We start from the raw sequence: 24,669 nt of genomic DNA, 5'->3' as shown, positions 1-24,669 counted from the left end.
CTATGTACGCTTTCGTGCAGTTTTCGCAAGTCGCCAGCGCGGCTTGGAACGGCTGGCAGGAGCCATTTGGGCGCGGGCCAAAGACAACACTACGCCCACGCCGCATAGGGACATCACCAATGCTGAACCGCCATAGGAAATGAAAGGCAGGGGAACGCCGATCACCGGCAGCAGGCCGGCCACCATGGCCATGTTGATCGCGGCCTGACCAAGCATCCACGCCATGATTGAGCCGCCGAGCACGCGGGCGAACAAGTCTTCCTGGTGGCTGACAACCCGGTAGATGGCAACGGCAAGCAGCGCGAAAAGCACCAGGACCACGATGGTCCCCACGAGGCCAAGCTCCTCCCCGATGACAGCGAAGATGAAGTCGTTGTGGGCTTCGGGAATCCACTGGTATTTTTGCCGGCTCTGGCCAAGGCCAACTCCGAACCAGCTGCCTGAGGCAAGGGCGCTGAGCCCTTGTTCGCTCTGGAAGCCGATGTCACTCGCCCCGGCGCAGCTCTGCCCCATCCACGAGGTGATCCGGCACATCCGGTTTCCACTGGTCACCGCAAGTACCAGTGCTACCGCGGCGGCAACACCCCCCGCCCCGGCGAAGAGCTTCAGGTTGACGCCGCCGAAAAACAGGCCGGCCGCCATGATCAACATGACCACCAACGACGTTCCAAGGTCGTGCCCCAGGACAATCAAGGTAATGATCACGCCGGAGACCGGAACGATCGGGATCAGTGCATGCGTCCACTTGTCGAGGAGCTTGGCCTTGACGGAAAGGACCGTGGCCATCCAGAGCACCAGCGCGAACTTGGCGAATTCCGATGGCTGGAAGGTGAAGCCTCCGATCTCGATCCAGTTCTGGTTGCCCAGCACGCGCTTGCCGATAATGAGGACCAGCACCAACAAGGCGCCGGCAAGAATGATCGAGGGCCACGCGAATCTCTTCAGCCACAGGACGTTGACCCGTGAAAGCACCAGCATCGCAACGATGCCGATGGCGGCGAACATGCCTTGCTTGGTGGCGATCGAGTAGGGAGACTCGCCGGCCGCAATCGCTTCGACACTGGACGCCGAAAGGACCATGATGATCCCGATTGCCGTGAGCGCGAGCGATGCGCCGAGAATCAGGTAGTACGTGGACCCGTTCCTGGATTTGCCGCTTCCCTCAAGCGTTGACCAGAAACCAGCTATCCCGGAACGAATGCGGAATAGCAGGGAGGCTCGGGCAACGCCGGCCGCGCCTCGAGCGGGGTCTGGGTTCCCGGCCCGGGTCCGCCCGGGACCGCTGCGCGTGGGCGTGCTGACCATTGTTACTCCTCGGTGGTCTGTGCCTGGCCTTCCACAAGCTCGCGCACTGCCCGGATGAAAGCATCGCCACGGTGAGCGTAGGAAGAGAACTGGTCCATGGAGGCAGCCGCCGGGGCCATCAGCACAGTATCGCCGGACTCGGCGATACCTGCTGCCGACTCGACAGCATGGGCCATCACGGTGTCGCCGAAGATCGGAGACGGTTCCGCGGCGGCACCAGCTGAATCGGCGGACTGCACCATTTCAGTGTCGCCCTTGGGCTGCCCGATTACGGGCACATCCGGCGCGTGTCGCTTGAGGGACGCTTCCAGGTCAGTGGTGTCCGAGCCGATCAGCACCACCGCCTTGAGCCTGGGCGCGTTGCTTTTGACCAGCTCGTCGTAGTTGACGCCCTTGGACAAACCGCCCGCAATCCAGACGACCTTGGTGAACGCCGACAGGGCCGCTGACGCGGCGTGCGGATTGGTCGCCTTGGAGTCGTTGACCCAGAGCACGCCGTTCTGCTTGGCCACGGGCTGGATGCGGTGGTCTCCCGGAAGATAGTTCCTGAGCCCCTGGCGCACTGCGGACGGTTCGACGCCGTAGGCCCGCACCAGCGCGGCCGCGGCCAGCGCGTTGGCAACCATGTGGCGCGGCGCAGCGGGACCCAGATCAGCCATGGACGCAAGTTCCTCTGCCGAACTCTTGCGTTCTTCGATGAACGCGCGGTCCACGAGCAAGCCCTCGACGACGCCGAGCATGCTGACGGCCGGCGTCAAGGTGGTGAAACCGATTGCCCGGCAACCTTCGACCACGTCCGCGTTTTCCACCATGCGTTCGGTCTCGATCTGTTCAGCGTTGTAGATGCACGCCTTCTGGGTATTCTCGAAGATCCTTGCCTTGTCGGCAAGGTAGGAGTCGTAGGAACCATGCCAGTCGACGTGGTCCTCGGCGACGTTGAGGCAGACGCTGGCCACAGGGGAAAGGGATTCGATCCAATGCAACTGGAAGCTGGAAAGTTCAACCGCGAAAGCGTCATACTCCACGGGGTCGCGGAGCGCGTCCAGGATGGGAGTGCCCACATTCCCCACGGCGATTGCTTTGAGCCCGGCTGCCTGCAGCATGGCTTCGGTCATGCCCACCGTCGTGGTCTTGCCGTTGGTGCCCGTGATCGTGAGCCAGTCCGCCGTCTTGCGGCCCTTGCGTTCGCGGACCCGCCACGCGAGTTCGACGTCGCCCCACACCGGCACGTGGGCCCGCTTGGCCGCTGCCAGGAGGGACTGGTCCGGCCGCCAGCCGGGAGACGTCACGACGAGTTCGGCCTTTTCGCCGTCCACGCGGGGCAGCGTTGTGACGGCGTCCTGGCCAAGGAGGACGTCGGCTGCGCCGACGATCTTCAAGGTGTCAGCCTGGGCGAGGGCTTTTGCGCTGGTGGCCGCGTCAACCACCACCACCCGTGCGCCGAGTTCGATCAAGGTATCGGCGGCCGCGAAACCGGAGACGCCAATGCCTGTCACGACGACGCGCAGGCCCTTCCAGTCGGAATCCCAACTGACGAGGTTCCGGAGCCGATCATTCGCCGATGGCTTGGTTTGAGGACTTGCGCTCACAGCAGCACCACCCATTCAGCATAGAAAATCCCCAGGCCCGCGGCCACGAACAGGCCGCAAAGAATCCAGAATCGGACAACCACCGTGATTTCGGCCCAGCCCTTGAGTTCGAAGTGATGCTGGAGGGGGGCCATCTTGAAGACCCGCTTGCCCTTGGTGACCTTGAAGTAGCCCACCTGGATGATGACCGACAGCGTGATGAGGACGAAGAGTCCGCCGATGATGCCCAGGAGGAGTTCGGTGCGGGAGAGGATCGCAAAGCCGGCGACTGCGCCGCCGATGGCCAGGGAACCGGTGTCTCCCATGAAGATCTTCGCCGGAGACGTGTTCCACCACAGGAAGCCCACCAAGGCGGCACTGCAAATGGCCGCCAAGAGCGCCAGGTCGAGCGGGTCGCGGACCGAATAGCAGCCGCTGCCTGCCTCGCGGGGTGAACCGCAGGCCTGGTTGTTCTGCCAGATCCCCATGAGCGTGTAGGCCCCGAAGACCATGATGGAGGCACCGGCCGCAAGGCCGTCCAGCCCGTCCGTGAGGTTGACGCCGTTGGTTGCGGCAGTGACGATCAGGTTCGACCAGATGACGAACAGGATGGCCCCAAGGACCGTCCCCCCAAAGGCCAGGTTCAGCCAGGGAATGTCCCGCACGAGGGAAATGTGCGTGGAGGCCGGCGTGATTCCCTGCGAGTCGGGGAAGTTCAGGACCAGCACTGCGAAGACAATGCCGACGAAGGCCTGGAGGATCAACTTGGCTTTGGCATTGAGTCCGAGGCTGCGTTGCTTGGAGATCTTGATGAAATCGTCGAGGAAGCCCACGAATCCCATCCCGACCATGAGGAACAGCAAGAGCAGGCCCGAAGCCGACGGGCCCGCTGATCGTGGATTCATCATCCACATGATCAGGTGGGTCAACCCATAGCTGATGAGCACCGCGGCCACGACGACGGTACCGCCCATGGTGGGAGTACCGCGCTTGGTGTGGTGGGACGTGGGTCCGTCGTCGCGGATGAACTGGCCGTAGCCCTTCGTGACGAGGAACCGGATGAAGAGTGGCGTACCGACCAAAGCCACCAGGAGGGCGACGCCCGCGCCGATCAACAGTGCAATCACAGCAGCTCGTTCCCTTCATTTGCGGCAGTTGCAGCCGCGGTGTTCGCACTCGTTCCGGCCTGTGGGGGTAATGCTATCCGATCCCCCAAATACCGTAGGCCGACCCCGTTCGAGGACTTGAAAAGCACCAGGTCACCGGGTGCGAGCTCGGCCTGCAGCAGTTCGTAGGCCTCGTCGGCCGTTTCGGTGAAACTGCATTCCTCGCCCCAGGAGCCCTCCTGGATCGCGGAAATGTACAGCGCCCGGGCTTCGCGGCCAACCACGACGAGCCTGGAAATGTTCAAGCGGACCACTTGCGTGCCCACTGCCGTGTGTTCGCGGATGGAGTCTTCGCCAAGCTCCAGCATCGCGCCCAACACCGCCCAGGTACGGCGTCCCTGGCCGAGGTCGGCGAGGGTGCGCAAGGCTGCACGCATGGATTCCGGATTCGCGTTGTAGGCGTCGTTGATGATGGTGACGCCGTCTGCCCGCTCAGTGCGTTCCATTCGCCATCGGCTGGCCGGCGACTGCTCGCTCAGCGAGTCGGCAATCGCGGCGGCAGGGAGGCCCGCCGCGAACGCTGCGGCCGCGGCAGCCAGCAAGTTGGTGATGTGGTGCGCACCGATGAGCTTGCTGTGGACGCGGTGCGGCATCCCGCCGTCGGGCAGGTGGAGTTCGAATTCGGGGTGGCCGTCGCCGTCGATATCGGCGTTCCTCGCTTCGACCGCGGAACCGGATACGCCCGTGGCCGTGGTACCCAGCACTGTGGCCCGGGTGCGGGAGGCCATCGCCGCGACCCGCGCGTCGTCGAGGTTGATGACGGCGGTTCCATCGAGACCCAGCGCTTCGACGAGTTCGCCCTTGGCCTTGGCGATGTTCTCCACGCCACCGAACTCGCCGGCGTGCGCGCTGCCTACGCACAGAACGACGCCGATGTCCGGTTTGACCATCTCGGCAAGGTACTTGATGTGGCCCACGCCGGTGGCGCCCATTTCGATCACGAGGTAGCGGGTGCCGGCATCGGCTCCGAACACGGTGAGCGGCACGCCGACCTCACCGTTGTACGAACCTTGCGGTGCCACCGTGGCTCCGGCCCGGGAAAGAACGCCCGCGAGCAGGTCCTTGGTAGTGGTCTTGCCCGCCGAGCCCGTGATGCCGATGACAGTGAACGGCTCCCCCTGTGCGGCACGTGCGGCGCGGATGCGGCGCACCGACTCTGCGGCCAGGGCACCCATCGCGATCACGGCGTCATCAACGACGACGGCGGGGTAGGGCCGTCCGTCGTCGTCGGAAACGTCGCGCTCGGTCAGCGCCAGAACGGCACCGCGCTCAAACGCGGCGCCCACGTAGGCATGGCCGTCGGCGTTCTCTCCGGGCTTGGCCACGTACAACGATCCGGCAGCCGCCTCACGGGAATCGGTAACGACGGACACCGGGACAATGCCCGGGTCCGCTGCCAATCGGCCATTGGTAATATCGGCGATCTCCGCCGCAGTAAGTGCAATCATCTCGGTCTAGGACTCTATCCGCTCGTCCGTGGAAACCTTGAATCCCCTGGCTGTCAAGGCAGCCCGGAGCTCCACCCGGTCATCGAGGGCAAGGTTGACACCCTTCACTTCCTGCCAGACTTCATGGCCCCGCCCTGCTATCAGGATGGTGTCTGCTTCAGTGGCCAGGTCCACGGCTTGGCGGATGGCAGCGTCCCGGGGGAACGCCTCGATGATTTCGCACGCAAGGTCCTCTGATGCGCGGGCGGCACGCGCCCCGGCGAGGACTTCCGCACGGATCGTCGCGGCGTCTTCGTCATGGGGATCGTCGTCGCTGACAATCACGACGTCGGCGAGCCGGGCGGCGATGGCGCCCATGGTCGGCCGTTTGCCCTGGTCACGCTGTCCTGTGGCCCCGAAAACGACAATCACGCGGGATCCGGGTGACTGCGAACGCACGGCCTTCAGCGCCCTCGCGAGGGCGTCCGGGTTGTGCGCGAAATCGACAACGGAAGCCGGGGCTTCGGAGATCAGCTGCATCCTGCCCGGCACGGAAACGGTGAAGGGGTCGTGCCGGTCCAGGGCCGCCTGCAGGGCCTGCGGGTCGATGCCGGAGTCGAGCACCATGATGGTGGCCAGGGCCGCGTTGGCGACGTTGAAGTCCCCCGGCAGCCCTGTATGGACACTCAGGACCGTTCCATCCCGGTGGCGCAATTCGAAGTCAGTTCCAAGCCCGCGTTGCTTGACCGACTCCACCGTCCAGTCAGCGTCGCTCCCAGGCGTGGCCGACAGCGTGGTCACGGGAATTCCTGCCTCGTCGGCCAGCAAGCGCCCCCAGGGGTCGTCCACGGTCACTACGGCACGCCGTGCGTGCGCGCTTGTGAAGAGCTCCGCTTTGGTCCGGAAGTACTCGTCCATGCTTCCGTGCAGGTCGAGGTGGTCTTGTGTCAGGTTGGTGAAACCGGCAACATCGAACGTCACCGAGTCGACCCTGTGGAATGACAGGGCGTGGGACGACACTTCCATGGATGCCGCGTCGAGACCACGTTCACGCATGAGGGCGAGCAAGGCGTGGACATCCGTGGACTCGGGCGTCGTCAGCAGGCTCGGGATGGCTTCACCCCCGGCAAGGATTTCAATCGTCCCGATGAGGCCGGGGTTCATGCCCAGGGCGCGCAGGAGGGAGTTGATGAAATACGTCGTGGTGGTTTTGCCGTTCGTTCCGGTCACTCCGAAAAGTGTGGGCGAACCCCCGTCAAGCGGCTGGCTGCGGTATATGAGGGCAGCGAGGGTCCCGACGACGGCCCGGGGGTTCCCGACGATCAGCACCGGAACGGCAAGGTCGTCAAGTGCCAATTGCCGGGCGCCCTCTTCATCGCTCAGGACCGCCACGGCACCGGCAGCCACCGCTTGGGCGACGAAGTCGGCCCCGTGACGGGTGGCTCCGGGCAGGGCCAAGTACAGATCCCCCGGCTCGACAGTGCGCGAGTTGAGGGATACACCGGTCACCGAGGTGCCGCCCGTGTCCGGGGGCAGCGCGATTCCAAGGGAGGCGGCAATGGCCTCGAGGGGAACAGGCGCCACGACGGCTGGACGGAAGCCGGGGTTGTCCGTAGCCGGCGGGTTCCCTGGAGGGATCGATACGGCGTCATTCTGCTCTGACAAGGTGGTCTCCGTTGGTACTCGTGATACTGGCCGCGGGAGAATCATGGGACTCCCGGAACGGCATGGGTGGATCGTAAAGTGGCCGGACAGATGCCCAACAAGCTTACTTGGCGAAACTGGGCTACTTGCCGTACTGGCGTGAAGTGCCGTGCCGGCTACTTGCCGTATTGCGGGAACCGCGCCGGAGTGCCGGTGGACGGCGGGACGTTGTAGGTGCGCAGCACCTGGCCCATGACCGAGCGGAAGATCGGTCCTTGGGTGATGCCGTAGATGTTCCCTTTGGGGCGCTGGACAACCACCTCGACAATGAACCGTGGATTCTCCATGGGAGCCATTCCGATAATGGACGCGGTGTAGCCGTCGAATCCGGGCAGGCCATCTTCGCGGGGCGCTTCGGAGGTTCCGGTCTTGGCACCCACCCGGTATCCGTCGATGCCGGCGTCTTTCACTTCGCCCATCGTGACGTTGCTCTCGAGGATGTCACGGACCTGTTGGGCCGTGTCCGGGGTGACAACCTGCCGGGAATCCTTGGCGGGCACCTTGTTCTCCACACCGTCGGCTCCCACGTAGCCATCGATGAGCCGCGGTTGGATCATCACGCCGCCGTTGGCCACGCTTTGGTAGGCCCGGACGGTCTGGAGCGTGGACTGGGACACACCTTGGCCGAACAACACGGTGTATTGCTGCCGGTCGTCCCATTGATCCGGCTTGGCGAGAATGCCGGTCGATTCGGCGGGAAGCCCGATGTCCGGGGCTTCGCCGATGCCGAAGCGGGTGAGGTAGTCGTAACGCTGCTGCTTGCTCAGGCGGCTGCCGATCATCACGGTACCGGTGTTCATTGAATAGCCGAGGATACCGGCGAGGGTCCTCTGCTCAGTACCGTGCACGAAGGCATCAGTGAACGTCTGACCGTCAATGGTCAGGGCCGGTGGAATCGTGACGGTGTCCAGCGGGCTGGACTTCCCTTCGTTGATGGCGGCCGATGCCGTGATCATCTTCTCGACGGAACCAGGCTCGTAGGCCGCCGTCACGGACCGCACGCCGCGGTCCGCGGCCGCGACCTTCCCTGGGTCGTTGGGGTCGGGAGCGTTCGTGTCCGCCATCGCGATGATGTTGCCGGTCTTGACGTCCTCGACGACAATCGAGCCCCACTCGGCATTGAGCTGGTTGACCTGGGTCTGGATCGCTTGCTGCGCAAAGTACTGGATGTCCGTGTTGAGGGTCAGTTTGACGTCCTGGCCGTTCACGGCGGGTGTCAGCAGGTCGGTCGCCACGGGAATGCGAAGCCCGTCGGCGCCGATCTCGAAGACCCGCTTGCCGTCCTTGCCGCGCAGGAGGGCGTCCTGGGTCTGCTCAAGGCCGGCCTGGCCCGTGGTGCCGTCCTTGAGGAAGCCGATGACGCCCCCGGCGACGCTCCCGTTGGGATAGACACGCTTGCTGACGCCTTCCGAAACCACCCCCGGGATGTGCAGCTGTGAAATCCGGTCTTCGACGTCCGGCTTCACTTCCTTGGCCACGACGTTGTATTTCTTGACGCCGGTCACCGCCTGGGTGACCTGGTTGACGTCCATCCCCAAGGCGCTGGCAAGTTCTGCAATGCCCTGGGACCTGGAGATCGTGTCTATGGCCTGGGTCTGGGTGTTGAAACGAGGAAACTGATCGGTGTTCGTATTGACCGTTTGGTCCACCACGATGTCGTAGCGGATCACACTGCTGGCGAGGACGGTGCCGTTGGCGTCAAGGATCTTGCCGCGTTCGGCGGGCAGGATGGTGGTTGTCAGCCTGTTGTTATAGGCCGCCTCGGCCAGGCCTCCGACGTCGAGGCCCTGGACCAGGAACAACTTGCCCCCGATCACCAGCAACAGCGTCAGCATGATTCCGAGCCCGAGGCGCAGGCGCTTCTTCGCCACCGGCGTTCTCTTGTTCTTCGGTTTGCCGGTTTTCTGCACCACGTCGATTCCTTGCTGCTTGCCTTGCTGTTTACCTGACATCAGGTCGGCTGGACGCTACTGCCCGGGTACCTTCTGCTGTGGAACCGGGACCGAACCACCGTGAAGATCCACCACCGGCGGCTTGGGTGCCGCAGGAACCACGGGCGCCTGCGGTTTGGCCGGCGTCGGGTCGGCCGTCCCGCTGGGTTTGCGGCTGTCGAGCGAATCATTCTTGGCGGGCGCGGAAGCTTGCACGCTGGACTGGCCTGCAACCGCAGGGGCGGCGATGACGGCACCGGGATTCTGTCCCTTGGTTGCCGGCGTGGCTTTACCTGTGACCGTCAGAGTGTCCAGATCGATCTGGCCCGTGGCAGTGGAAGCTACCATTCCCAATTCTGCGGCCTTGGCGGCCAGATTCTGGGGAGCTTGGTAGTTCTGCACCTGCTGTGTCAGATCCTGGTTCTGCTTGTTCAGGGACGCATCGTCGTTCCTGAGCTTCACCAAGTCGTATTGGGCCGTGGAAACCGAGATGTTCAGTACAAGGACCGTCATCAAGGCGGCCGCCAGCACGCCGAAGCAAAAGACGACGAAGGGAGTCCGCCGTCGTCCGGGAACACTCTGCACGAGAGAGAGCGGGGTCCGCGCCTTGCGGGTCGCGTCGCGCTCCGGTCCTCGGGCGGGCAGGGCACGCGCGGTGTTGCCCACAGTGGTCGGCAGGATCTTCGCGGCAGCGGTGCTCATGCTGTTCTCCTCGCTTTGATGCGTTCCACGGCCCGCAGGCGGGCAGATGCCGCACGCGGGTTTTCGGCGATTTCTTCGGGTGTCGGCACTTCCGTGCCCTTGGTCAAGGTTTTGAATTCCGGTTTGTGCTCCTCCAGCTCCACCGGGAAACCGAGCGGGGCCGATGACTTGGACCGGGACTGGAAGACGGACTTGACGATCTTGTCCTCGAGGGAGTGGTATGACATCACCACTACCCGTCCCCCCATCGCTGAGGCTGAGAGAGCGGCAGGAACTGCTCTCTCCAGGACGTCGAGTTCCTCGTTGACTTCAATCCGCAAGGCCTGGAAAGTCCGCTTGGCCGGGTGCCCACCGGATTTCGCAGCCGCCGCGGGAACAACCCCGCGGATCTGCTCGACGAGTTCGCCGGTGGTGGCGAATGGCTTGGAGGCCCTCGCCGTGACGATGCGGTTGGCGATCCTGCCCGCAAACTTCTCTTCGCCCCACTTGCGGATGATCCGGACCAGGTCTTCTTCGGAGTAGTTGTTGACGACGTCAGCGGCCGTCTGGCCGCGGCTGGTATCCATCCGCATGTCCAGGGGCGCGTCGTAGGAGTAGGCAAAGCCGCGCTCCCGCTCGTCCAGTTGGAGGGATGACACGCCAAGATCCATGAGGATCCCGTGCACTTCGGGGATGCCAAGGTCGGTAAGGACATCTTCGATCTCGTCGTAGACCGCATGGACGAGGTCAGTGCGGGCCGAAAACGGTTGCAGTCGCTCTCCGGCGAGGGCGAGGGCCTCTTCGTCCCGGTCTATCCCGACAAGGTGCAGGTCGGGGAACCGCTGCAGCATCGCTTCGGAGTGGCCGCCCATTCCCAACGTGGCGTCGATGGCCACGGGCGTTTCGCCGCGGCTGCGGGCCGCTTCAAAACCGGGGGCCAACAAATTGATGCACCGGTCCTTCAGGACCGGTACATGTCGCTCCGAGGTTGGTTTTGGCGCGTCTTGCTCCTCCATGCGGCCTCCTCAGAGCTGAATTGTTCGTCTGTCAGTCGGGTGGGTCGCTTCTTGAGCCGGATCCCCATCCGCGCCTATCGCAGCGTCTGCCTGGCTCCGGGGAAGGTGAGCCAGGAAAACAATGTGATGGGCGGCTGGAGATCCCGTCCAAGAAGCATTGCTGTTTCCTGTCCCGGTTTCTAAATGAACCCGGGAAGGTTGTCGTCGTCGGTCTCCGAGAAGGCGGCTTCCTTCTCGGCCAGGTACTCGTCCCAAGCCTGGGCATCCCAGATCTCTGCGCGGGTTCCGGCGCCGATGACCGCCAATTCCCGCTCGAGACCTGCGTAGCTCCGGAGCGCCGGCGGAATCGTCACGCGCCCCTGCTTGTCAGGTACCTCGTCAGAGGCTCCGGACAGGAAAACCCGGATGTAGTCACGCGACTGCTTGGAGGAGATAGGGGCCTCCCGCATGGATTCGTGAATACGTTCGAATTCCCGCTGGCTGAAGACGTAGATGCAACGCTCCTGGCCCCTTGTGAGCACCAAGCCGTCAGCAAGTTCCTCGCGGAACTTGGCGGGAAGGATGATCCGGCCCTTTTCGTCCAGACGGGGAGAATGCGTGCCAAGAAACACTGGCCCACCGCCCCCATCCGTAAAGGTGCCCGTACCTGCCCCACGCCGCCACTACCCTCTTACTTGCTCCACTTTACTCCACAAGCCCCCACAGTCAACGCAATTCGGCGTGTTTCTACCCCACTCTCGAATGCTGGAGCCTGAAAACACAGGGATTCCAGAGGTGGTTGGCAGTGGAGGAGGCTTGGCGCGGCGCTGCGGGCAGCCGCACGACGGCGGCTTCAGGGTCGCGTAGGCAGGCTCGCGAGGCGCGGCCAACCTGGGGTTAAATGCGAAAAGACCCGGTTTTCGGGTCTTTTCGCAATTAGGCCGGAGCCTGGTGGTGCAATGTGGAGGACTCGTCATCCGTGAACGACAAGCCTCCGGATGGAGCGCTCTTACTCCTCGCCGCGGCGGCGCTCGTCCCAGCGTTCCTCGAGGTTGCTCATGAAGGAGTTCCGCGCCTTACCAGGCTTGGCACTCTTCGATTTGCCGCCGGCTGCCCTTCTCAGGGTGGCGAAGTACACGCCGGCGCCCATGACAATGAAGCCCAACACCCCAAGGAAGATGTTCTGCAAGGACACACCTACCAACAACAAGAGAATCCCGGCGATAGTGCCTAGAACGCCAATAACGATGTGCCTGGTCGACCATGAGCGAATGGGGTCAGAGCCCATTGAATTGGCAAACTTCGGATCGTCCTCATGCAGTTGCTTCTCGAGTTGCTCGAGGAGCTTCTGTTCGTGCTCCGATAGGGGCATCGCGACCTCCTTTAGTCGGCCAGCGCCTGGATACGCCGCGGCCGTTGCCTCTGTTCCCTAGAAACGGATGAACCCAAAAAAGGGTTCCCGAAGACCGGGTCTTGTGAACACGGTCTCACGGAACAGACACAACAGAGCAATTTATCCAGACGGTCTAAATCTGTGTATCTCTAGGATAGTTTGTTGGCCGCTGTTCTGAAAGACACGCCGGAGGCACGCGGGAGGCTCATCGCCGCCTAGGGAGAGCCCTCCCCGTCAGGCTCCGCATGCGGTTCCAGAAGTGCAGCCGGAAGGACGGTTTTGTTGCCGAATCGCTCGGCGACACGGTCAAGCGCCTGCTCGGCGGCACGCCAGTTGTCGTCCCTGCGATCGAGGCTCAACTGCAGCGAGGCATGCTCGGCAGGCTCGAGCTGCTCGGCCCGGACTCCAACAAGGCGCACGCTCATGGGCCGCTCCCCCAAGGACGCCAGCAACTGGCTCGCCACCTGATAGATCAACTGGGCGCTGTCCACCGGCGTATGCATTGTCTTGCTGCGGGTGATGGTCGAAAAATCCGCATACCGCAGCTTCAGCGCTATGGTCCTGGCCACCATTTCCGCAGTCCGCAGCCGTGACGCGGTTCGATGGGAGAGCCTGAGCAACTCACGGTGCAGGAGAGCGTCATCCGGGGTGTCCACAGCGAACGTTTCCTCGGAGCCGATGCTCTTTTCGAGGCGCGTGGGCGTGACTGGCCGCGGGTCCAGGCCCATCGACAACCGGTGGACATGCTCTCCCGAAGCGCCGAGGACCTTTTTCAAGGAAGAAGGCGGCGTGGCCGCAACATCGGCCACGGTCCGGATGCCCAATCTCGCGAGCACATCGGCGGTCTTCGCCCCGACGCCCCACAAGGCGTTCACGGGCAGGCTGTGCAGATAGGCCACGGTCTGTCCCGCCTCAATAAGCAGCAATCCGTCGGGTTTGCAGCGTGTAGAGGCAATTTTGGCAACGAACTTATTGGCGGCAATACCCACCGACGCAGTGATTCCCAGCTCTGAGGCAACGCGGCGCCGGATCAAATGGCCGATCTGGAGGGGCGGACCAAGCCTCCTGATCGCGCCGCCGACGTCCAGGAAGGCTTCGTCCACGCTCAACGGTTCCACGAGGTCCGTTATTGATTCGAATATTCCCATCAACTGCCGGGACACCTCGTAGTAGAGGCTGTGGCGGGGCTCGATGATGACCGCCCGGGGGCACATCCGCATGGCGTTGGCCATGGGCATCGCGGACTTCACGCCCAACGCGCGCGCTTCGTAGGAAGCGGACAGGACAACCGAGCGATCCACCGGGAACCCCACAATGACGGGCTTTCCCTTGAGTTCGGGCCGGGTGCGCAATTCCACTGAGACAAAAAAGGCATCCATGTCCACGTGGAGGATGCTGGTGCGCCTCAGTTCCCGCAGAGCAGCGGGATCCGGAGCGACTTCCTGGCGGGGGCCCCGCCCGTTGTCCTCTGCTTGTGGTCTCACAGGGAAATCCTATGCCGCGGCGCTGGTTACTGGACGCCGCGTCCGGCGTCCTAAACTGGAGGCAGCATCCGGCGTCGTCCCCAGGAGGAAATCCCTGTGAAGCTCTTTGGAAAGCCTCAACCCGTCAGCCTGGCCCTGTTGGCCACGGGCGTCGCGTTGACCATATCGGCTTGCGGGTCGTCCCCGGCAAGCACGGCATCCCAAGGGGCGGCGCCAGCATCGTCAGGGGCGGTCACTGCCTCGACAAGTCCGGCGCCGGCTACCACGTCCACACCCGCGGCTGGAGCTGCGGCGAAAGTCGGCGCCCTGGTCCCTGGATTCCCGCAGCAACTGATTCCGTTGATGCCCCAGGCGGCGGTCGAATCCAGCAGCTTCGACAAGAACTCCTCCCCGGCGTCGGTGGCCTTGGTCGGCACTGTTTCGTCCCCGTCGGACGCAGTCGTGGCCTTTTATACGTCTGCGCTCACCGCGCAGGGCTTCAAGGAAGTTCCCGGCAACACTGTGGGAAGTATCAAATCAAAGGACTTCCTCCGTGGCGACAATGAAACGGTGAATATCTCGGTGGTGGAAACCGCGGGCAAATCCACGTTCACCATCGGTGCCAACGTGGCCGCCGGGTCGATCAAGTGACCACGGAGAACCTCGGCTCGGAACAAAGCCGTTTCGTGGCCGATGTCGCCGCCAAACTCAACGGCTTCCTCGGTATGCAACAGGAAACCATGGCCACCATCTCCCCCGACGTGGCTCCCCTCATGGGTTCGATCACAAGCCTTGTGACAGGTGGCAAACGGCTCCGGGCCCTGATGTGCTACTGGGGGTGGCGAGGCGCTGGAGGCGAGTCCGCGCATCCGGACATCATCACTGCCGGCTGCGCCTTGGAACTCTTCCAGGCGGCAGCCCTGATCCACGATGACATCATCGACCGCTCTGATACGCGGCGTGGAGGCCCCAGCGTCCACAAGCGGTTCAGCCAGCTCCATGAGGGCGAAGGCTGGGCCTTGGACAGCGAACGGTTCGGTCATGCGGCGGCGATTCTCACCGGAGACCTGTGCCTGTCCTTCAGCGAGGAGGCCTTCACGGAGATTGGCGGCCGGGCCGCCTCCGGTACACCCGCGCGACGGATCTTCAACCTGATGCGCGCCGAGGTCATGGCCGGCCAGTACCTGGACATCCTGGAGGAAGTCGCCGGCCCGGTCAGGGACCGCGCAGGCGCCGTCCACCGTGCCCAGTCCATCATCCGTTTCAAGTCGGCGAAGTATTCGACGGAACACCCCTTGGCCCTTGGAGGCGCCCTGGCCGGTGCCAGCGAGGAACTCCTGCAAGGCTACTCAGCCTTCGCGTTGCCATTGGGTGAGGCCTTCCAGCTGCGCGACGACGTCCTGGGAGTATTCGGAGACCCCGGAACCACCGGGAAGCCCGCGGGAGATGACCTCCGCGAAGGCAAGCGGACCGTACTGGTGGGCTTCGCCATCAACCAGGCCGGTGCCGCGGATTCGAAGTACATCGATACCATGCTCGGAAGGCAGGACCTTGGCGAGGCCGAGGTTGCCGAGATCAGGCGGATCATAGTGGATTGCGGAGCGCTCGAAGCCACGGAATCAATGATCGAGGAACTGAGCAACGAGGCTTTCGAGGCCTTGGAACGCCTCCCCCTGGCTGAGCTCCCGCTTACCGCACTCAGGCAATTGGCCGAAGCCGCCGTCAGCCGCGCCGCGTGAACTCTTGGATAAATCCAGGTTAAGGTCAGCTTAAATACCTGCCTTAAATACAGTGGTGGCGATCAGCTTGCTGATCGCCACCACTGTATTTAAGGCAGGATTCCCTTACCAGGCCAGCGATTGGGCCCTGCGTCGGATTTCAGTTTTGCGACCTTCGCGGAGCGCATCGACAGGGCGGCCACGCAGCGACTCATCCGGAGTGAAAAGCCACACAATGAGCTCCTCATCCGTGTACCCGGCATCGCCAAGCACTGCGATGGTGCCTTTCAGGCTATCCACCACATGACCGTCCTGGATAAAGAGGGCGGGGATCGAACGGATATTGCGTTCGCCCACTCTCACAGCCACCACTGCACGCTCATCCAGAAGACCGTGGACCTTGGTGATTGAAACGTTCAGCAGCTCTGCCACATCGGGCAGCGGCAGCCATTCGGAAACGAGGCTTTCTACATTACTCACGGATCAAGATTGCCACGCCCTCGCGCTTTGCGCCTAGCCAGACGGGCAGCAGGGGCCGAATTAGTGCCTTCGAATTGCCCAAGAATCGAATGCGCAGTGATTTCTTGTGCGGAATCGAAAAGTGTGAGAGATTCACATTGATCACATTTGCATCACTACTCACTTTAGTAACACTGGCAACAGCGGCATTCCCAACGTCCGCTGCTGAGATGAGGATTGCTCCCATGACGACGCCCCGCTCGCCCAAGAAGACAACGAGCATGCCCATAATTGCGGCCACCACAGCGGCGCTGCCCGCCGTCATGCTCTCTTCACTGGCGCTCGCCCAGCCGGCAACCGCGCTTCCGGCGGTACAAACCCAGAAGATCCCCGCATCATTGGCTGCGGCCATCCAGGCTCAGGCGTCGGCCGTGCCTGCGAACGTCATTCCCGCGTCTGCGGTTGCTGCGACCATTCCGGCCGCCATGCAGCCCATGGCACCCGCGGTTCCGGCCACCTACACCATCGTCCGGGGCGATACCATCAGCGGCATCGCGGCCCGCTACGGGTTGAACACCAACACCGTCCTGCAGCTCAATGGGCTCTCGGCCAACACCATCATCTACCCGGGACAGCAGATCAAGTTGTCCGGTTCCGGGGCTGCTCCAAGCGCGCCGGCGCCCGCGCCCAGGCCGGCACCCAGCCCGGCGCCGTCGTCGGCTGCCAGCTACACGGTGGTCCCAGGGGACACCCTGGGCGGCATTGCCGCCCGCCACGGCGTCGCGCTGTCCGACGTCTTCAATTGGAACGGCCTCAACGGCCGCTCCATCATCTACCCGGGACAGAAGATCAAGGTGAGCGCGGGAACGAGCGCACCGGCTCCGGCGGCACCGGCCCCGGCGGCACCGGCCCGCCCTGCGGCGCCGGCGGCACCTGCGCTTGCCAACACCGGCTCGTACACCATCAAATCGGGAGACACCCTGGGCGGCATCGCGAACCGCCTTGGCGTGTCCCTGTCATCGCTGCTGTCGGCCAACAAGCTGTCGATGAACACCATCATCTATCCGGGGCAGAAGCTCGCCATTCCGGGCGCTCCTGCCGCACCGGCCCCTGCTCCCGTCAGCACCCCGTTGGTCCCGAGCACATTCCTGGGCTACCGGTACCCGGACGCTGTGGTCAGTTCAGCCAACGCGAACAAGGCCCTGCTCAATGCGTCCCCGGTCCCCAGCACCGCCCAGATGAAGGGCATCGTGGCTGACACTGCTCGTCGGATGGGAGTGGACCCGTCGTTGGCCATGGCATTCGCCTACCAGGAGTCCGGCTTCAACCAGCGGGCGGTCTCTCCCGCCAACGCCATCGGCACGATGCAGGTTATTCCCTCCTCCGGCGAGTGGGCTTCCGAGTTGGTGGGCCGCAAGCTCAACATCCTGGACCCGTATGACAATGTGACCGCCGGCGTCGCCATCATCCGGGCCCTCGTCAACACGAGCAAGGACCTGCCCACTGCCATCGCAGGCTATTACCAGGGCCAGTACTCGGTGAGCAAGCACGGCATGTACGACGACACCAAGGCCTACGTCGCCTCGATCCTGGCCCTGAAGAAGAACTTCAGCTAAACCACATCGCATAACCCGGGCCCGGATCGCATGTCGATTCGGGCCCGTGTTTTTGCTCAACTAGGATCGTAGGGTGCAGGAACAAGTTTCGGACCATCTCCTCGGATCCCTCGTGGACGGGCGCTACCTGGTGCGGTCGCGCCTTGCAGGCGGCGGAATGTCAACCGTCTATCTCGCCACCGACGAGCGGCTCGATCGCGACGTGGCGCTCAAAGTGCTGCATCCGCACCTGGCCAACGACCAGAACTTCCTGGACCGCCTGCAACGCGAGGCCCGGGCCGCGGCCAGCCTTTCCCACCCGCACGTCGTCGGAGTCCTCGACCAGGGACAGGACGGCCACATTGCCTACATCGTCATGGAGTACATCAAGGGCCACACCCTGCGGGACGTCCTCAACGAGAAGGCAGCGCTTCCGCCCCGGCTGGCCTTCGCACTGATCGATCCCGTCATCGAAGGGCTGGCCGCGGCCCACTCTGCGGGGCTGATCCACCGCGACGTGAAACCGGAGAATGTCCTCATCGCCGACGACGGCCGCATCAAAGTGGGCGATTTCGGCCTGGCCCGGGCGGTCACCGCGACAACCAGCACCGGTGCCCTGATCGGCACCGTCGCGTATTTGGCTCCCGAGCTCGTCCTCGGCAAGCCCGCCGACGCCCGGAGCGACATCTACTCCACAGGCATCATGCTTTACGAAATGCTGACCGGTGGCCAACCCTACGCGGGCGAGGTTCCCATCCAGGTTGCCTACCAGCACGTCAATTCGGCCGTCGCTCCGCCGTCGCTCGCTGTGCCCGGACTTGCCGCGGACGTGGACGAACTCGTCCAGTGGTGCACCGCGAAGGAACCCGAAGAGCGGCCTGTGGACGGTTCGGCACTCCTGTCGGAACTGCGGCACATCCGCACCACCTTGAGCGACGCGCAACTGGACATCAACCCGCCGGCTGCCAAGGCGGCAATTCCGGAAGGCCATCAGGAAGCGGCCGGGGCAACCGCCGTCGTCGCGCCTTTCCACGCCGAACGCACGGAGCCCCTCGAACGGATCGGCCGTCCGACGGAGATCATCTCCAGCCAGCGCAATCCAACCACGGTGCTTCCGCCGTCGCGGTTCTCCCCCGGCGCCACGGCTTTCGACATCCAAGTGCCGCAGGACCGGGAGCCCGAGGCTCCGGACGAAGCCCCGGCGAGCAAGCGCGACGTCAAACGGATGGCGCGCCAGGAAGAGAAGGACCGCGTCCGGGCCGCGGCCACGCCGTCGCGCTCGTTGCGCGAAGGCAATCCGCGCCGCCGGGCGGTGATCTGGACGATTGTCGTGATTGTCCTCGCGATCCTGGCCACTGCGGCAGGCTGGTTCTTCGGGATGGGGCCCGGCTCGCCCGGAACCATCCCGGACACCAAGAACAAGACAGTGGCGGAGGCACAGCAACTGCTGAGAACCGCCGGCTTCCAATCCGAGCCCAAGGATGTGTACGACGACGACGTCACAGCCGGGTTGGCAGTTGGAACGGAGCCCGCGTCCGGCCAGGTGGTCCGGAAGTTCCAAGCGGTGTCGCTTTTCGTCTCGAAGGGCCCACAGTTGTTTCCGCTTGCTTCGATGTCGGGATTGACACTCGACCAGGCCAAGAATGCCCTGGGCATGGCCGGCATGACACTCGGCCAGGTCACCGGGCAGTATGACGACAAAGTGCCGTCAGGCTCGATCATCTCCCAGTCCCCGCCCCAGGACACCGCAGTCCGCCACGGTACCCCGGTGGCGCTCGTGGTGTCCAAGGGACCGCAGCCCCTCCCCGTTCCCGACGTCCGCGGCATGAACCAGCAACAAGCCGTCCAGGCGATCAGCGACGCTGGATTGACCGCGAAGATTGCGCCGGAACCCGTCAATGACAAGAAGGTCCCCGCAGGCGCCGTGGTCAGCCAGAGCCCCGCCAACGGCACTTTGGTCCGGGGTGACTCTGTCACGTTGACCCTGTCCAAGGGCCCGAAAATGGTGCATGTCCCCAACTTCATCGGCAAGCAGGCAGACGCCGCCCGCAAAGCCCTGGAGTCGCTCGGATTCGACGTCAAGGTCAACAACATCCTGGGTGGCTTCTTCGGGACCGTCCGTGACCAGAACCCCGTGGACAGCGATGCGCCGGAGGGTTCCGTCATCACCTTGACAGTGGTGTAGGACGCGCGCAGACAGGAAAGGCGATCCGGAATATTCCGGATCGCCTTTCCTGTCTGCCGTGCACGTCTGGACTACCGATTGGTGAGCGCCCCGGCTACGAGGAATGCCATTTCGAGCGACTGCATGTGGTTCAGGCGGGGGTCGCACACCGACTCGTAGCGGTCCAGGAAGGCGTCCTGGTCAATGGGATCGGCGCCACCAAGGCATTCCGCGACGTCGTCGCCGGTCATTTCCATGTGCAGGCCACCCGGTACCGTGCCGAGGGCGTGGTGAACTTCGAAGAAGCCGCGGACTTCATCCACGACGTCGTCGAAGTTGCGGGTCTTGTACCCGTTGGGCGAGGTGACCGTGTTCCCGTGCATCGGGTCCGTGACCCAGAGAACCTGGGCGCCCGAGGCAGTGACCTTCTCGACGACGGCGGGCAGCTTCTCGCGGATGTTCTTGGAGCCCATCCGGGTGATGAAGGTGAGGCGGCCAGGCTCGCGGTTCGGGTCCAGCTTGTCAATGAGCCGCAGCGCGTCGTCTCCCGAGGTCCCGGGACCGAGCTTGACGCCGATGGGATTGCGCACGCGGGACAGGAAATCCACATGCGCATGGTCAAGCTCGCGCGTGCGCTCACCGATCCAGAGGAAATGCCCTGAGGTGTCGTACGGAAGCCCGGTGCGGGAGTCAATGCGGGTCAGGGCCCGCTCGTAGTCGAGCAACAATGCCTCGTGGCTCGCGAAGAACTCCACGCGCTTGAGGGCTTCGAAATCGGCACCGCAGGATGCCATGAATTTGATGGCTCGGTCGATGTCCCGTGCCAGGGACTCGTAGCGCGCATGGGCGGGGTTTTCGGTGAAGCCCTTGTTCCAGAGGTGCACCAGGCGAAGATCGGCGAAACCACCCTGCGTGAAGGCGCGGATGAGGTTCAGCGTGGAAGCCGAGGTGTGGTAGGCCTTCAGCATGCGGCTGGCATCGTGGGCTCGGGATTCCGGGGTGAATTCGTAGCCGTTGACGATGTCGCCGCGATAGGCGGGCAAGGTCACGCCGTCGCGGGTTTCGTCGTTCGACGAACGGGGCTTGGCGAACTGTCCGGCCATGCGGCCCATCTTGATGACGGGCATGGCCGCACCATAGGTGAGGACAACGGCCATCTGCAGGATGGTGCGGACCCGGGCACTGATCTTGTCCGCCGTCGCGTCCTCGAAAGTCTCGGCGCAGTCGCCGCCCTGCAACAGGAATGCCTTGCCCTGGGCCGCAGCCGCCAAACGCTCGCGCAATACGTCCACTTCGCCAGCGAAGACCAGCGGCGGAAGCACGGAGAGTTCTTTGACGGAGGCATCGAAGACACCCCTGTCGGTCCAGGTGGGTTGCTGCGAGATAGGCAGCTGGCGCCAATCGTCCAAGCCGGGATAGTTTGCCGCGCCGCTTTGCGCGGTGCTGGTCAGGGGGCTGCCCAGGGAACTGGTCAAGGGGCTCGTCACGGACGGTGCGGGGTTCGCGGATAGCTCAGTCACTCTCCAAGACTAGTTGCCTTGCCCGCTGTTCGGGGCACGGCTTCCGTAACCCTTATTCCACCGCCGTCACACTTTCCCGGCCACCGCGCCGTCGCCGTCCGGCCCCGAACCGTTGCCGGGGAGCCGCCTCCCCTTTTCACCGCCGTCGCGTGGATTCCCTTCTGACCCGCCGGCCGGCTCCGGAAGCTGCCCGGCGAGCCGCTGCTTGACGACGGCGGCGTACTCGTCCACGTATTCCTGACCGGAGAGCCGCATGAGTTCGTACATGATTTCGTCGGTCACGGCGCGTTGCACGGAATGGTCTTCCTCCTGGCCGTAATACCGGCTGAAGTCCATCGGTTGACCGAAAATGATCCCGATCCGGCGGATATTGGGCAAACGTTTGCCGATGGGCTGGACCTTCTCAGTGCCGATCATCGCCACGGGAACAACGGGCACCCGGGTCTGGAGTGCAAGTTTCGCGACCCCGACCTTGCCCCGGTAGAGCCTGGCGTCGGGACTGCGGGTGCCCTCGGGGTAGATGCCCAGCAGTCCGCGGTCGGCCAGGACGTCCCTGCCGGCCTGCAAGGACAGCTCGGACGCGGCACCGCCCGAACGGTCCATCGGCAACTGGTTGGTGAGCCGGAAGAACAAGGCCGTAAGCCTTCCTTTGAGACCGGTGCCCGTAAAGTACTCGGACTTGGCAAGGAAACTCACGCGCCGGGGCACCATCACCGGCATGAAGATCGAGTCCGAAAAGGACAAATGATTGGAAGCGAGAATCGCGGGACCATCGTGGGGAACATTGTCGAGGCCCTTGACCCAGGGACGGAACAGCAATTTGAGAAGCGGACCCAAAAAGATCCGCTTCATGACCCAATAGAACACGTTGGTTCCTCTCCGGGGCGGCGTCTGCAAGGCGTCCGGACGGTGCCGGTCCGCATTCAGAAGCCACCCTACTCCAGTGAGAAATGTCCCGAACAGTGACACGATGGACTCATCACGGAAAGCAGTGCCGCCAACTTCAGTAGCCTCGGAGTCATTATGAAAACCCTCCCCGATCCCTCGCCGTACGCCAGCGGCTTCACCGGTAGTGGACCCAGCATCGGCGTCGTGATGAGCCACGGCTTCACGGGCAGTCCGCACAGCATGCGCCCTTGGGCGGAGTATCTGGCCGCGGAGGGCTACGCGGTCCGCCTGCCGCTGCTTCCAGGCCATGGGACAACGTGGCAGGACATGGCCACGAAGCACTGGCAGGAGTGGCACCATGCGGTGGATGCCGCTTATCTCGAGCTTCAGGCCGAGTGTGACTTCGTCTTCGCCGCCGGCCTGTCGATGGGGGGAACGCTGGCCCTGCGGATCGCGGCCACGCGGCCCGTGGCCGGCACCGTCGTCGTCAATCCGGGACTGGTGATCGACGACCCGCGCGCCGCCGTGGTCGGCATCCTCAAGCACGTGATGAAATCCACCCCTGCCATCGCCAACGACATCCTCAAACCGGGCATGGATGAAGGAGCGTACCCCAGGACACCGGTTGCCGCCGCGCATGAGTTGAAAAAGATGTACAAGGACACCGTCACCCTGCTGCCCCGGATTTCCGAGCCGGTGCGCGTCTTCCGTTCCTCCGTGGACCACGTGGTTTCGGATCGAAGCATCAGTCAGTTGAAGGAGCGGGTCACGGCTCCCATGGAGTTCAGCACCCTGGAGAACAGCTACCACGTGGCTACGCTGGACAATGATGCTCCGGAGATTTTCCGGGGATCGGCCGAGTTCATCAGGAAGACAATGGCGGGAGTGGCAAGCAGTTCCGCCCCCGCTGGCCAGTCCGGCACCGAGCTCCGGGATTCACCCCATGAATAGGCCGGGGCCCGATTCCCCCGACCAGAGCGCCAACAAGGACGACGACGCCGTCTGGCTCGATCTGGTGGCCCGGCTTGAGTCGATGCCTTCCTCGGCGCTCGACGAAGCGCCGACGGCGGAGACGTCAGCGAGCGATTCCGGAACCGAGACGGGTACGGGTCCGGGTCCGCAGGACGTTCCTGGCCGGTCGTCGTCCCGTTCCTTCCAGGACTTCGATCCCCTCGGGTTGTCCAAAAGGGGCGCTGCTGAAGAATCCGGGGGCAGCGGAGCTGCCGGTCCGCGCGACTACGACGTCGACGACGAAAACGGCTTCGTCCCGGAGGAGCCGCCGAGCCTGGCCGGCACCGAACCGCTGACCATGCTCGCTTGGCTCGGAGCCGTGGGCGGCCCGCTTGCCCTGCTGTTCACCGCGATGTTCTGGCGCTCGGCACCGCTCCTGGCTGTGATGGGCATCCTGGCAACCTTCCTGGCCTCCGTTGTGTACCTCATCATGAAGCTGCCCCAGGAAAAAGACGAGAACGACGACGGCGCACGCGTCTGAGCGGACTGCCGCCCTGCGCATCCCTCGCGGCTGAGCGGACTCCCCCCTGCCCATACCCTCGCGGCTGGGGCCTGCTAGCCGCGTGCCCGGCCGCTGACCCTTGACAGGTCGGCGGCACCGATCATCCCGGCCCGCGGTCCGAGTGCGGCAAGCTTGATGGCGGCCACGGGACGGAAGCCGCGGCCCGTGAGGTTCCGGGCGAAGGCTGTCCGCGCAGGGCCGACAAGAAGCTCACCGGCGTCGCACAGCCCGCCGCCGATCACAAATGTTCCTGGGTCAAGCGCAGCCGCGAGGTTTGCAAGGCCAAGCCCGAGCCAGTGCCCCACTTCTTCCAGGAGCTCCCTCGACGCGGAGTCCCCGGCTTTTGCCCGCTCCGTCACGGTTACGCCGGAGATGTTCCCGGCAGAGCCCCCGGCAGCCTTGAGCAATTCGAAGGCAACCGGTGAATTCCGCAGGGCAAGCTCCCGGGCTTCCCTGCCGAGCGCATTACCGGAAGCATATTGCTCCCAGCAGCCCCGGTTGCCGCATTCACAGCGATGGCCGCCGGGCACCACGATCTGGTGGCCGAACTCCCCCGCTACGCCGAACCGTCCACGCTCCACCCGTCCGTCCATGACCATGGCGCCACCGATGCCTGTGCCGAGCGTGATGCAGACGAGGCGGCTCTCCCCTTGCCCCGCTCCGAAGCGCCATTCGGCCCAGGCAGCGGCGTCGGCGTCGTTGGTGACGAGTACCGGGCGCCTCAACAGGTGCTGCAGGTTTTCACGCAACGGCTCGTTTCGCCAGGCGAGATGCGGGCTGAAAAGCACCGTGCCGCCGTCGAGGTCCATCCAGCCGGCGGCGCCGATCCCCACGGAGGCTATGCGTTGGCTCCTACCCAATTCCTGGACAAGCTCGACGATCACTTGCTCTACTGCCCGGGCGTCATTGCCCGGCGTGGAGCGCCACGCTTCTTCGACCACGCGGCCCGAGGGATCCACAACTCCGGCTGCCACCTTCGTGCCGCCGATGTCGATGCCGATCGCCAAGCCCCTACGGCCGAGATGGGAACGGCGCGCGGCCCACGGCACCGATTCCCAACGAAGACCTCCGTGTGTGGAGCCGGCGCGCCGGCCGGTTGCGTTCGAACCGGACCAGGAAATCTTCCGGACTCTTGCCGGGATCTGGTCGTTGGATGAATTCAAGGGCATGTCGCCATCC

21 protein-coding genes are annotated in these 24,669 nt (G+C 64.1%); 6 read left to right on the top strand and 15 right to left on the bottom strand.

Features of this window, described 5'->3' with window-relative positions; all coding sequences use genetic code 11:
- The 11 genes from ftsW to dinB all read right to left on the bottom strand — a co-directional run bounded on the left by ftsW (position 1) and on the right by dinB (position 13,588).
- Positions 1–1,305 (bottom strand): putative lipid II flippase FtsW, encoded by a 1,305-nt coding sequence (ftsW, locus tag OIT41_RS07820; protein WP_241710353.1) that lies wholly within the window; start codon positions 1,303–1,305, stop codon positions 1–3.
- 2 nt (positions 1,306–1,307) lie between these two features.
- A complete protein-coding gene (gene murD, locus OIT41_RS07815) occupies positions 1,308–2,909 on the bottom strand; it encodes a UDP-N-acetylmuramoyl-L-alanine--D-glutamate ligase (protein ID WP_264637722.1) in 1,602 nt (533 codons plus the stop codon).
- Entirely contained in the window at positions 2,891–4,000 is a 1,110-nt protein-coding gene (gene mraY, locus OIT41_RS07810) for a phospho-N-acetylmuramoyl-pentapeptide-transferase (protein WP_078105572.1), read from the bottom strand. Before mraY ends, murD begins: the two co-directional genes overlap by 19 nt.
- On the bottom strand, positions 3,997–5,487 hold the full coding sequence (locus OIT41_RS07805; RefSeq protein ID WP_264637721.1) for a UDP-N-acetylmuramoyl-tripeptide--D-alanyl-D-alanine ligase: 1,491 nt from the start codon (positions 5,485–5,487) through the stop codon (positions 3,997–3,999). The genes mraY and OIT41_RS07805 overlap by 4 nt, the downstream gene beginning before the upstream one ends.
- Before the next feature lie 6 nt (positions 5,488–5,493).
- Positions 5,494–7,131: a UDP-N-acetylmuramoyl-L-alanyl-D-glutamate--2,6-diaminopimelate ligase gene (locus OIT41_RS07800; protein WP_413542315.1), complete on the bottom strand. Its 1,638-nt coding sequence runs from the start codon at positions 7,129–7,131 to the stop codon at positions 5,494–5,496.
- Between the two features lie 155 nt (positions 7,132–7,286).
- Positions 7,287–9,083 (bottom strand): peptidoglycan D,D-transpeptidase FtsI family protein, encoded by a 1,797-nt coding sequence (locus OIT41_RS07795; protein WP_264637720.1) that lies wholly within the window; start codon positions 9,081–9,083, stop codon positions 7,287–7,289.
- Between the two features lie 54 nt (positions 9,084–9,137).
- Entirely contained in the window at positions 9,138–9,803 is a 666-nt protein-coding gene (locus tag OIT41_RS07790; protein ID WP_264637719.1) for a hypothetical protein, read from the bottom strand.
- On the bottom strand, positions 9,800–10,798 hold the full coding sequence (gene rsmH / locus OIT41_RS07785; protein WP_241710348.1) for a 16S rRNA (cytosine(1402)-N(4))-methyltransferase RsmH: 999 nt from the start codon (positions 10,796–10,798) through the stop codon (positions 9,800–9,802). Before rsmH ends, OIT41_RS07790 begins: the two co-directional genes overlap by 4 nt.
- A gap of 179 nt (positions 10,799–10,977) precedes the next feature.
- The gene (gene mraZ / locus OIT41_RS07780) at positions 10,978–11,409 is read right to left on the bottom strand and encodes a division/cell wall cluster transcriptional repressor MraZ (RefSeq protein WP_059389147.1); all 432 of its coding nucleotides are present in this window, start codon (positions 11,407–11,409) and stop codon (positions 10,978–10,980) included.
- A 377-nt stretch (positions 11,410–11,786) separates the two neighbouring features.
- Entirely contained in the window at positions 11,787–12,149 is a 363-nt protein-coding gene (locus tag OIT41_RS07775; RefSeq protein ID WP_241710347.1) for a DUF3040 domain-containing protein, read from the bottom strand.
- A 236-nt stretch (positions 12,150–12,385) separates the two neighbouring features.
- Positions 12,386–13,588 (bottom strand): DNA polymerase IV, encoded by a 1,203-nt coding sequence (gene dinB / locus OIT41_RS07770; RefSeq protein WP_264637941.1) that lies wholly within the window; start codon positions 13,586–13,588, stop codon positions 12,386–12,388.
- A 162-nt stretch (positions 13,589–13,750) separates the two neighbouring features.
- On the opposite strand from dinB, the gene OIT41_RS07765 reads away from it, so the two are divergent.
- Both OIT41_RS07765 and OIT41_RS07760 read left to right on the top strand, forming a co-directional pair.
- Positions 13,751–14,284, top strand: a complete 534-nt coding sequence (locus OIT41_RS07765; RefSeq protein WP_264637718.1) for a hypothetical protein — start codon at positions 13,751–13,753, stop codon at positions 14,282–14,284.
- 74 nt (positions 14,285–14,358) lie between these two features.
- Positions 14,359–15,372 carry a polyprenyl synthetase family protein gene (locus OIT41_RS07760; protein WP_241710372.1) on the top strand — a complete coding sequence of 338 codons (1,014 nt, stop codon included), beginning with the start codon at positions 14,359–14,361 and terminating at the stop codon, positions 15,370–15,372.
- A 105-nt stretch (positions 15,373–15,477) separates the two neighbouring features.
- Here the strand turns inward: OIT41_RS07760 and OIT41_RS07755 are convergent, their stop codons facing one another.
- Complete coding sequence (locus tag OIT41_RS07755) at positions 15,478–15,831, bottom strand: Rv2175c family DNA-binding protein (protein WP_059389151.1); 354 nt, start codon at positions 15,829–15,831, stop codon at positions 15,478–15,480.
- Between the two features lie 224 nt (positions 15,832–16,055).
- Between OIT41_RS07755 and OIT41_RS07750 the strand changes: the two genes are divergently transcribed.
- On the top strand, positions 16,056–17,426 hold the full coding sequence (locus OIT41_RS07750) for a LysM peptidoglycan-binding domain-containing protein (RefSeq protein ID WP_264637717.1): 1,371 nt from the start codon (positions 16,056–16,058) through the stop codon (positions 17,424–17,426).
- Positions 17,427–17,499: 73 nt separating this feature from the next.
- Positions 17,500–19,590, top strand: a complete 2,091-nt coding sequence (pknB, locus tag OIT41_RS07745; protein WP_264637716.1) for a Stk1 family PASTA domain-containing Ser/Thr kinase — start codon at positions 17,500–17,502, stop codon at positions 19,588–19,590.
- A gap of 71 nt (positions 19,591–19,661) precedes the next feature.
- Here the strand turns inward: pknB and OIT41_RS07740 are convergent, their stop codons facing one another.
- Both OIT41_RS07740 and OIT41_RS07735 read right to left on the bottom strand, forming a co-directional pair.
- Complete coding sequence (locus tag OIT41_RS07740; RefSeq protein WP_372489697.1) at positions 19,662–21,089, bottom strand: class II 3-deoxy-7-phosphoheptulonate synthase; 1,428 nt, start codon at positions 21,087–21,089, stop codon at positions 19,662–19,664.
- A gap of 66 nt (positions 21,090–21,155) precedes the next feature.
- Entirely contained in the window at positions 21,156–21,956 is an 801-nt protein-coding gene (locus OIT41_RS07735; protein WP_264637715.1) for a lysophospholipid acyltransferase family protein, read from the bottom strand.
- A gap of 156 nt (positions 21,957–22,112) precedes the next feature.
- On the opposite strand from OIT41_RS07735, the gene OIT41_RS07730 reads away from it, so the two are divergent.
- The gene (locus OIT41_RS07730) at positions 22,113–22,928 is read left to right on the top strand and encodes an alpha/beta hydrolase (protein ID WP_264637714.1); all 816 of its coding nucleotides are present in this window, start codon (positions 22,113–22,115) and stop codon (positions 22,926–22,928) included.
- Positions 22,921–23,469, top strand: coding sequence for a hypothetical protein (locus OIT41_RS07725; protein WP_241710269.1), 549 nt, complete (start codon positions 22,921–22,923; stop codon positions 23,467–23,469). Before OIT41_RS07730 ends, OIT41_RS07725 begins: the two co-directional genes overlap by 8 nt.
- Positions 23,470–23,543: 74 nt before the next feature.
- On the opposite strand, the gene OIT41_RS07720 is transcribed toward OIT41_RS07725, so the two are convergent.
- Positions 23,544–24,659 (bottom strand): ROK family glucokinase, encoded by a 1,116-nt coding sequence (locus tag OIT41_RS07720; protein WP_241710268.1) that lies wholly within the window; start codon positions 24,657–24,659, stop codon positions 23,544–23,546.
- Positions 24,660–24,669: the final 10 nt, after the last annotated feature.

It is taken from the genome of Arthrobacter sp. YA7-1 (assembly GCF_025960325.1).
Classification (GTDB): domain Bacteria; phylum Actinomycetota; class Actinomycetes; order Actinomycetales; family Micrococcaceae; genus Arthrobacter; species Arthrobacter bambusae_A.
The sequence above is the reverse complement of the archived record's forward strand: the minus strand, read 5'-3'. Positions and strand labels throughout refer to the sequence as shown.

Bases quoted from the DNA above. Each gene is read 5' to 3' on its own strand.
- ftsW (WP_241710353.1), bottom strand. From the start codon at position 1,305: ATGGTCAGCACGCCCACGCGCAGCGGTCCCGGGCGGACCCGGGCCGGG.
- murD (WP_264637722.1), bottom strand. From the start codon at position 2,909: ATGGGTGGTGCTGCTGTGAGCGCAAGTCCTCAAACCAAGCCATCGGCG.
- OIT41_RS07805 (WP_264637721.1), bottom strand. From the start codon at position 5,487: ATGATTGCACTTACTGCGGCGGAGATCGCCGATATTACCAATGGCCGA.
- OIT41_RS07790 (WP_264637719.1), bottom strand. From the start codon at position 9,803: ATGAGCACCGCTGCCGCGAAGATCCTGCCGACCACTGTGGGCAACACC.
- rsmH (WP_241710348.1), bottom strand. From the start codon at position 10,798: ATGGAGGAGCAAGACGCGCCAAAACCAACCTCGGAGCGACATGTACCG.
- OIT41_RS07775 (WP_241710347.1), bottom strand. From the start codon at position 12,149: ATGCCCCTATCGGAGCACGAACAGAAGCTCCTCGAGCAACTCGAGAAG.
- OIT41_RS07760 (WP_241710372.1), top strand. From the start codon at position 14,359: ATGCAACAGGAAACCATGGCCACCATCTCCCCCGACGTGGCTCCCCTC.
- OIT41_RS07750 (WP_264637717.1), top strand. From the start codon at position 16,056: ATGACGACGCCCCGCTCGCCCAAGAAGACAACGAGCATGCCCATAATT.
- OIT41_RS07730 (WP_264637714.1), top strand. From the start codon at position 22,113: ATGAAAACCCTCCCCGATCCCTCGCCGTACGCCAGCGGCTTCACCGGT.
- OIT41_RS07725 (WP_241710269.1), top strand. From the start codon at position 22,921: ATGAATAGGCCGGGGCCCGATTCCCCCGACCAGAGCGCCAACAAGGAC.
- OIT41_RS07720 (WP_241710268.1), bottom strand. From the start codon at position 24,659: ATGCCCTTGAATTCATCCAACGACCAGATCCCGGCAAGAGTCCGGAAG.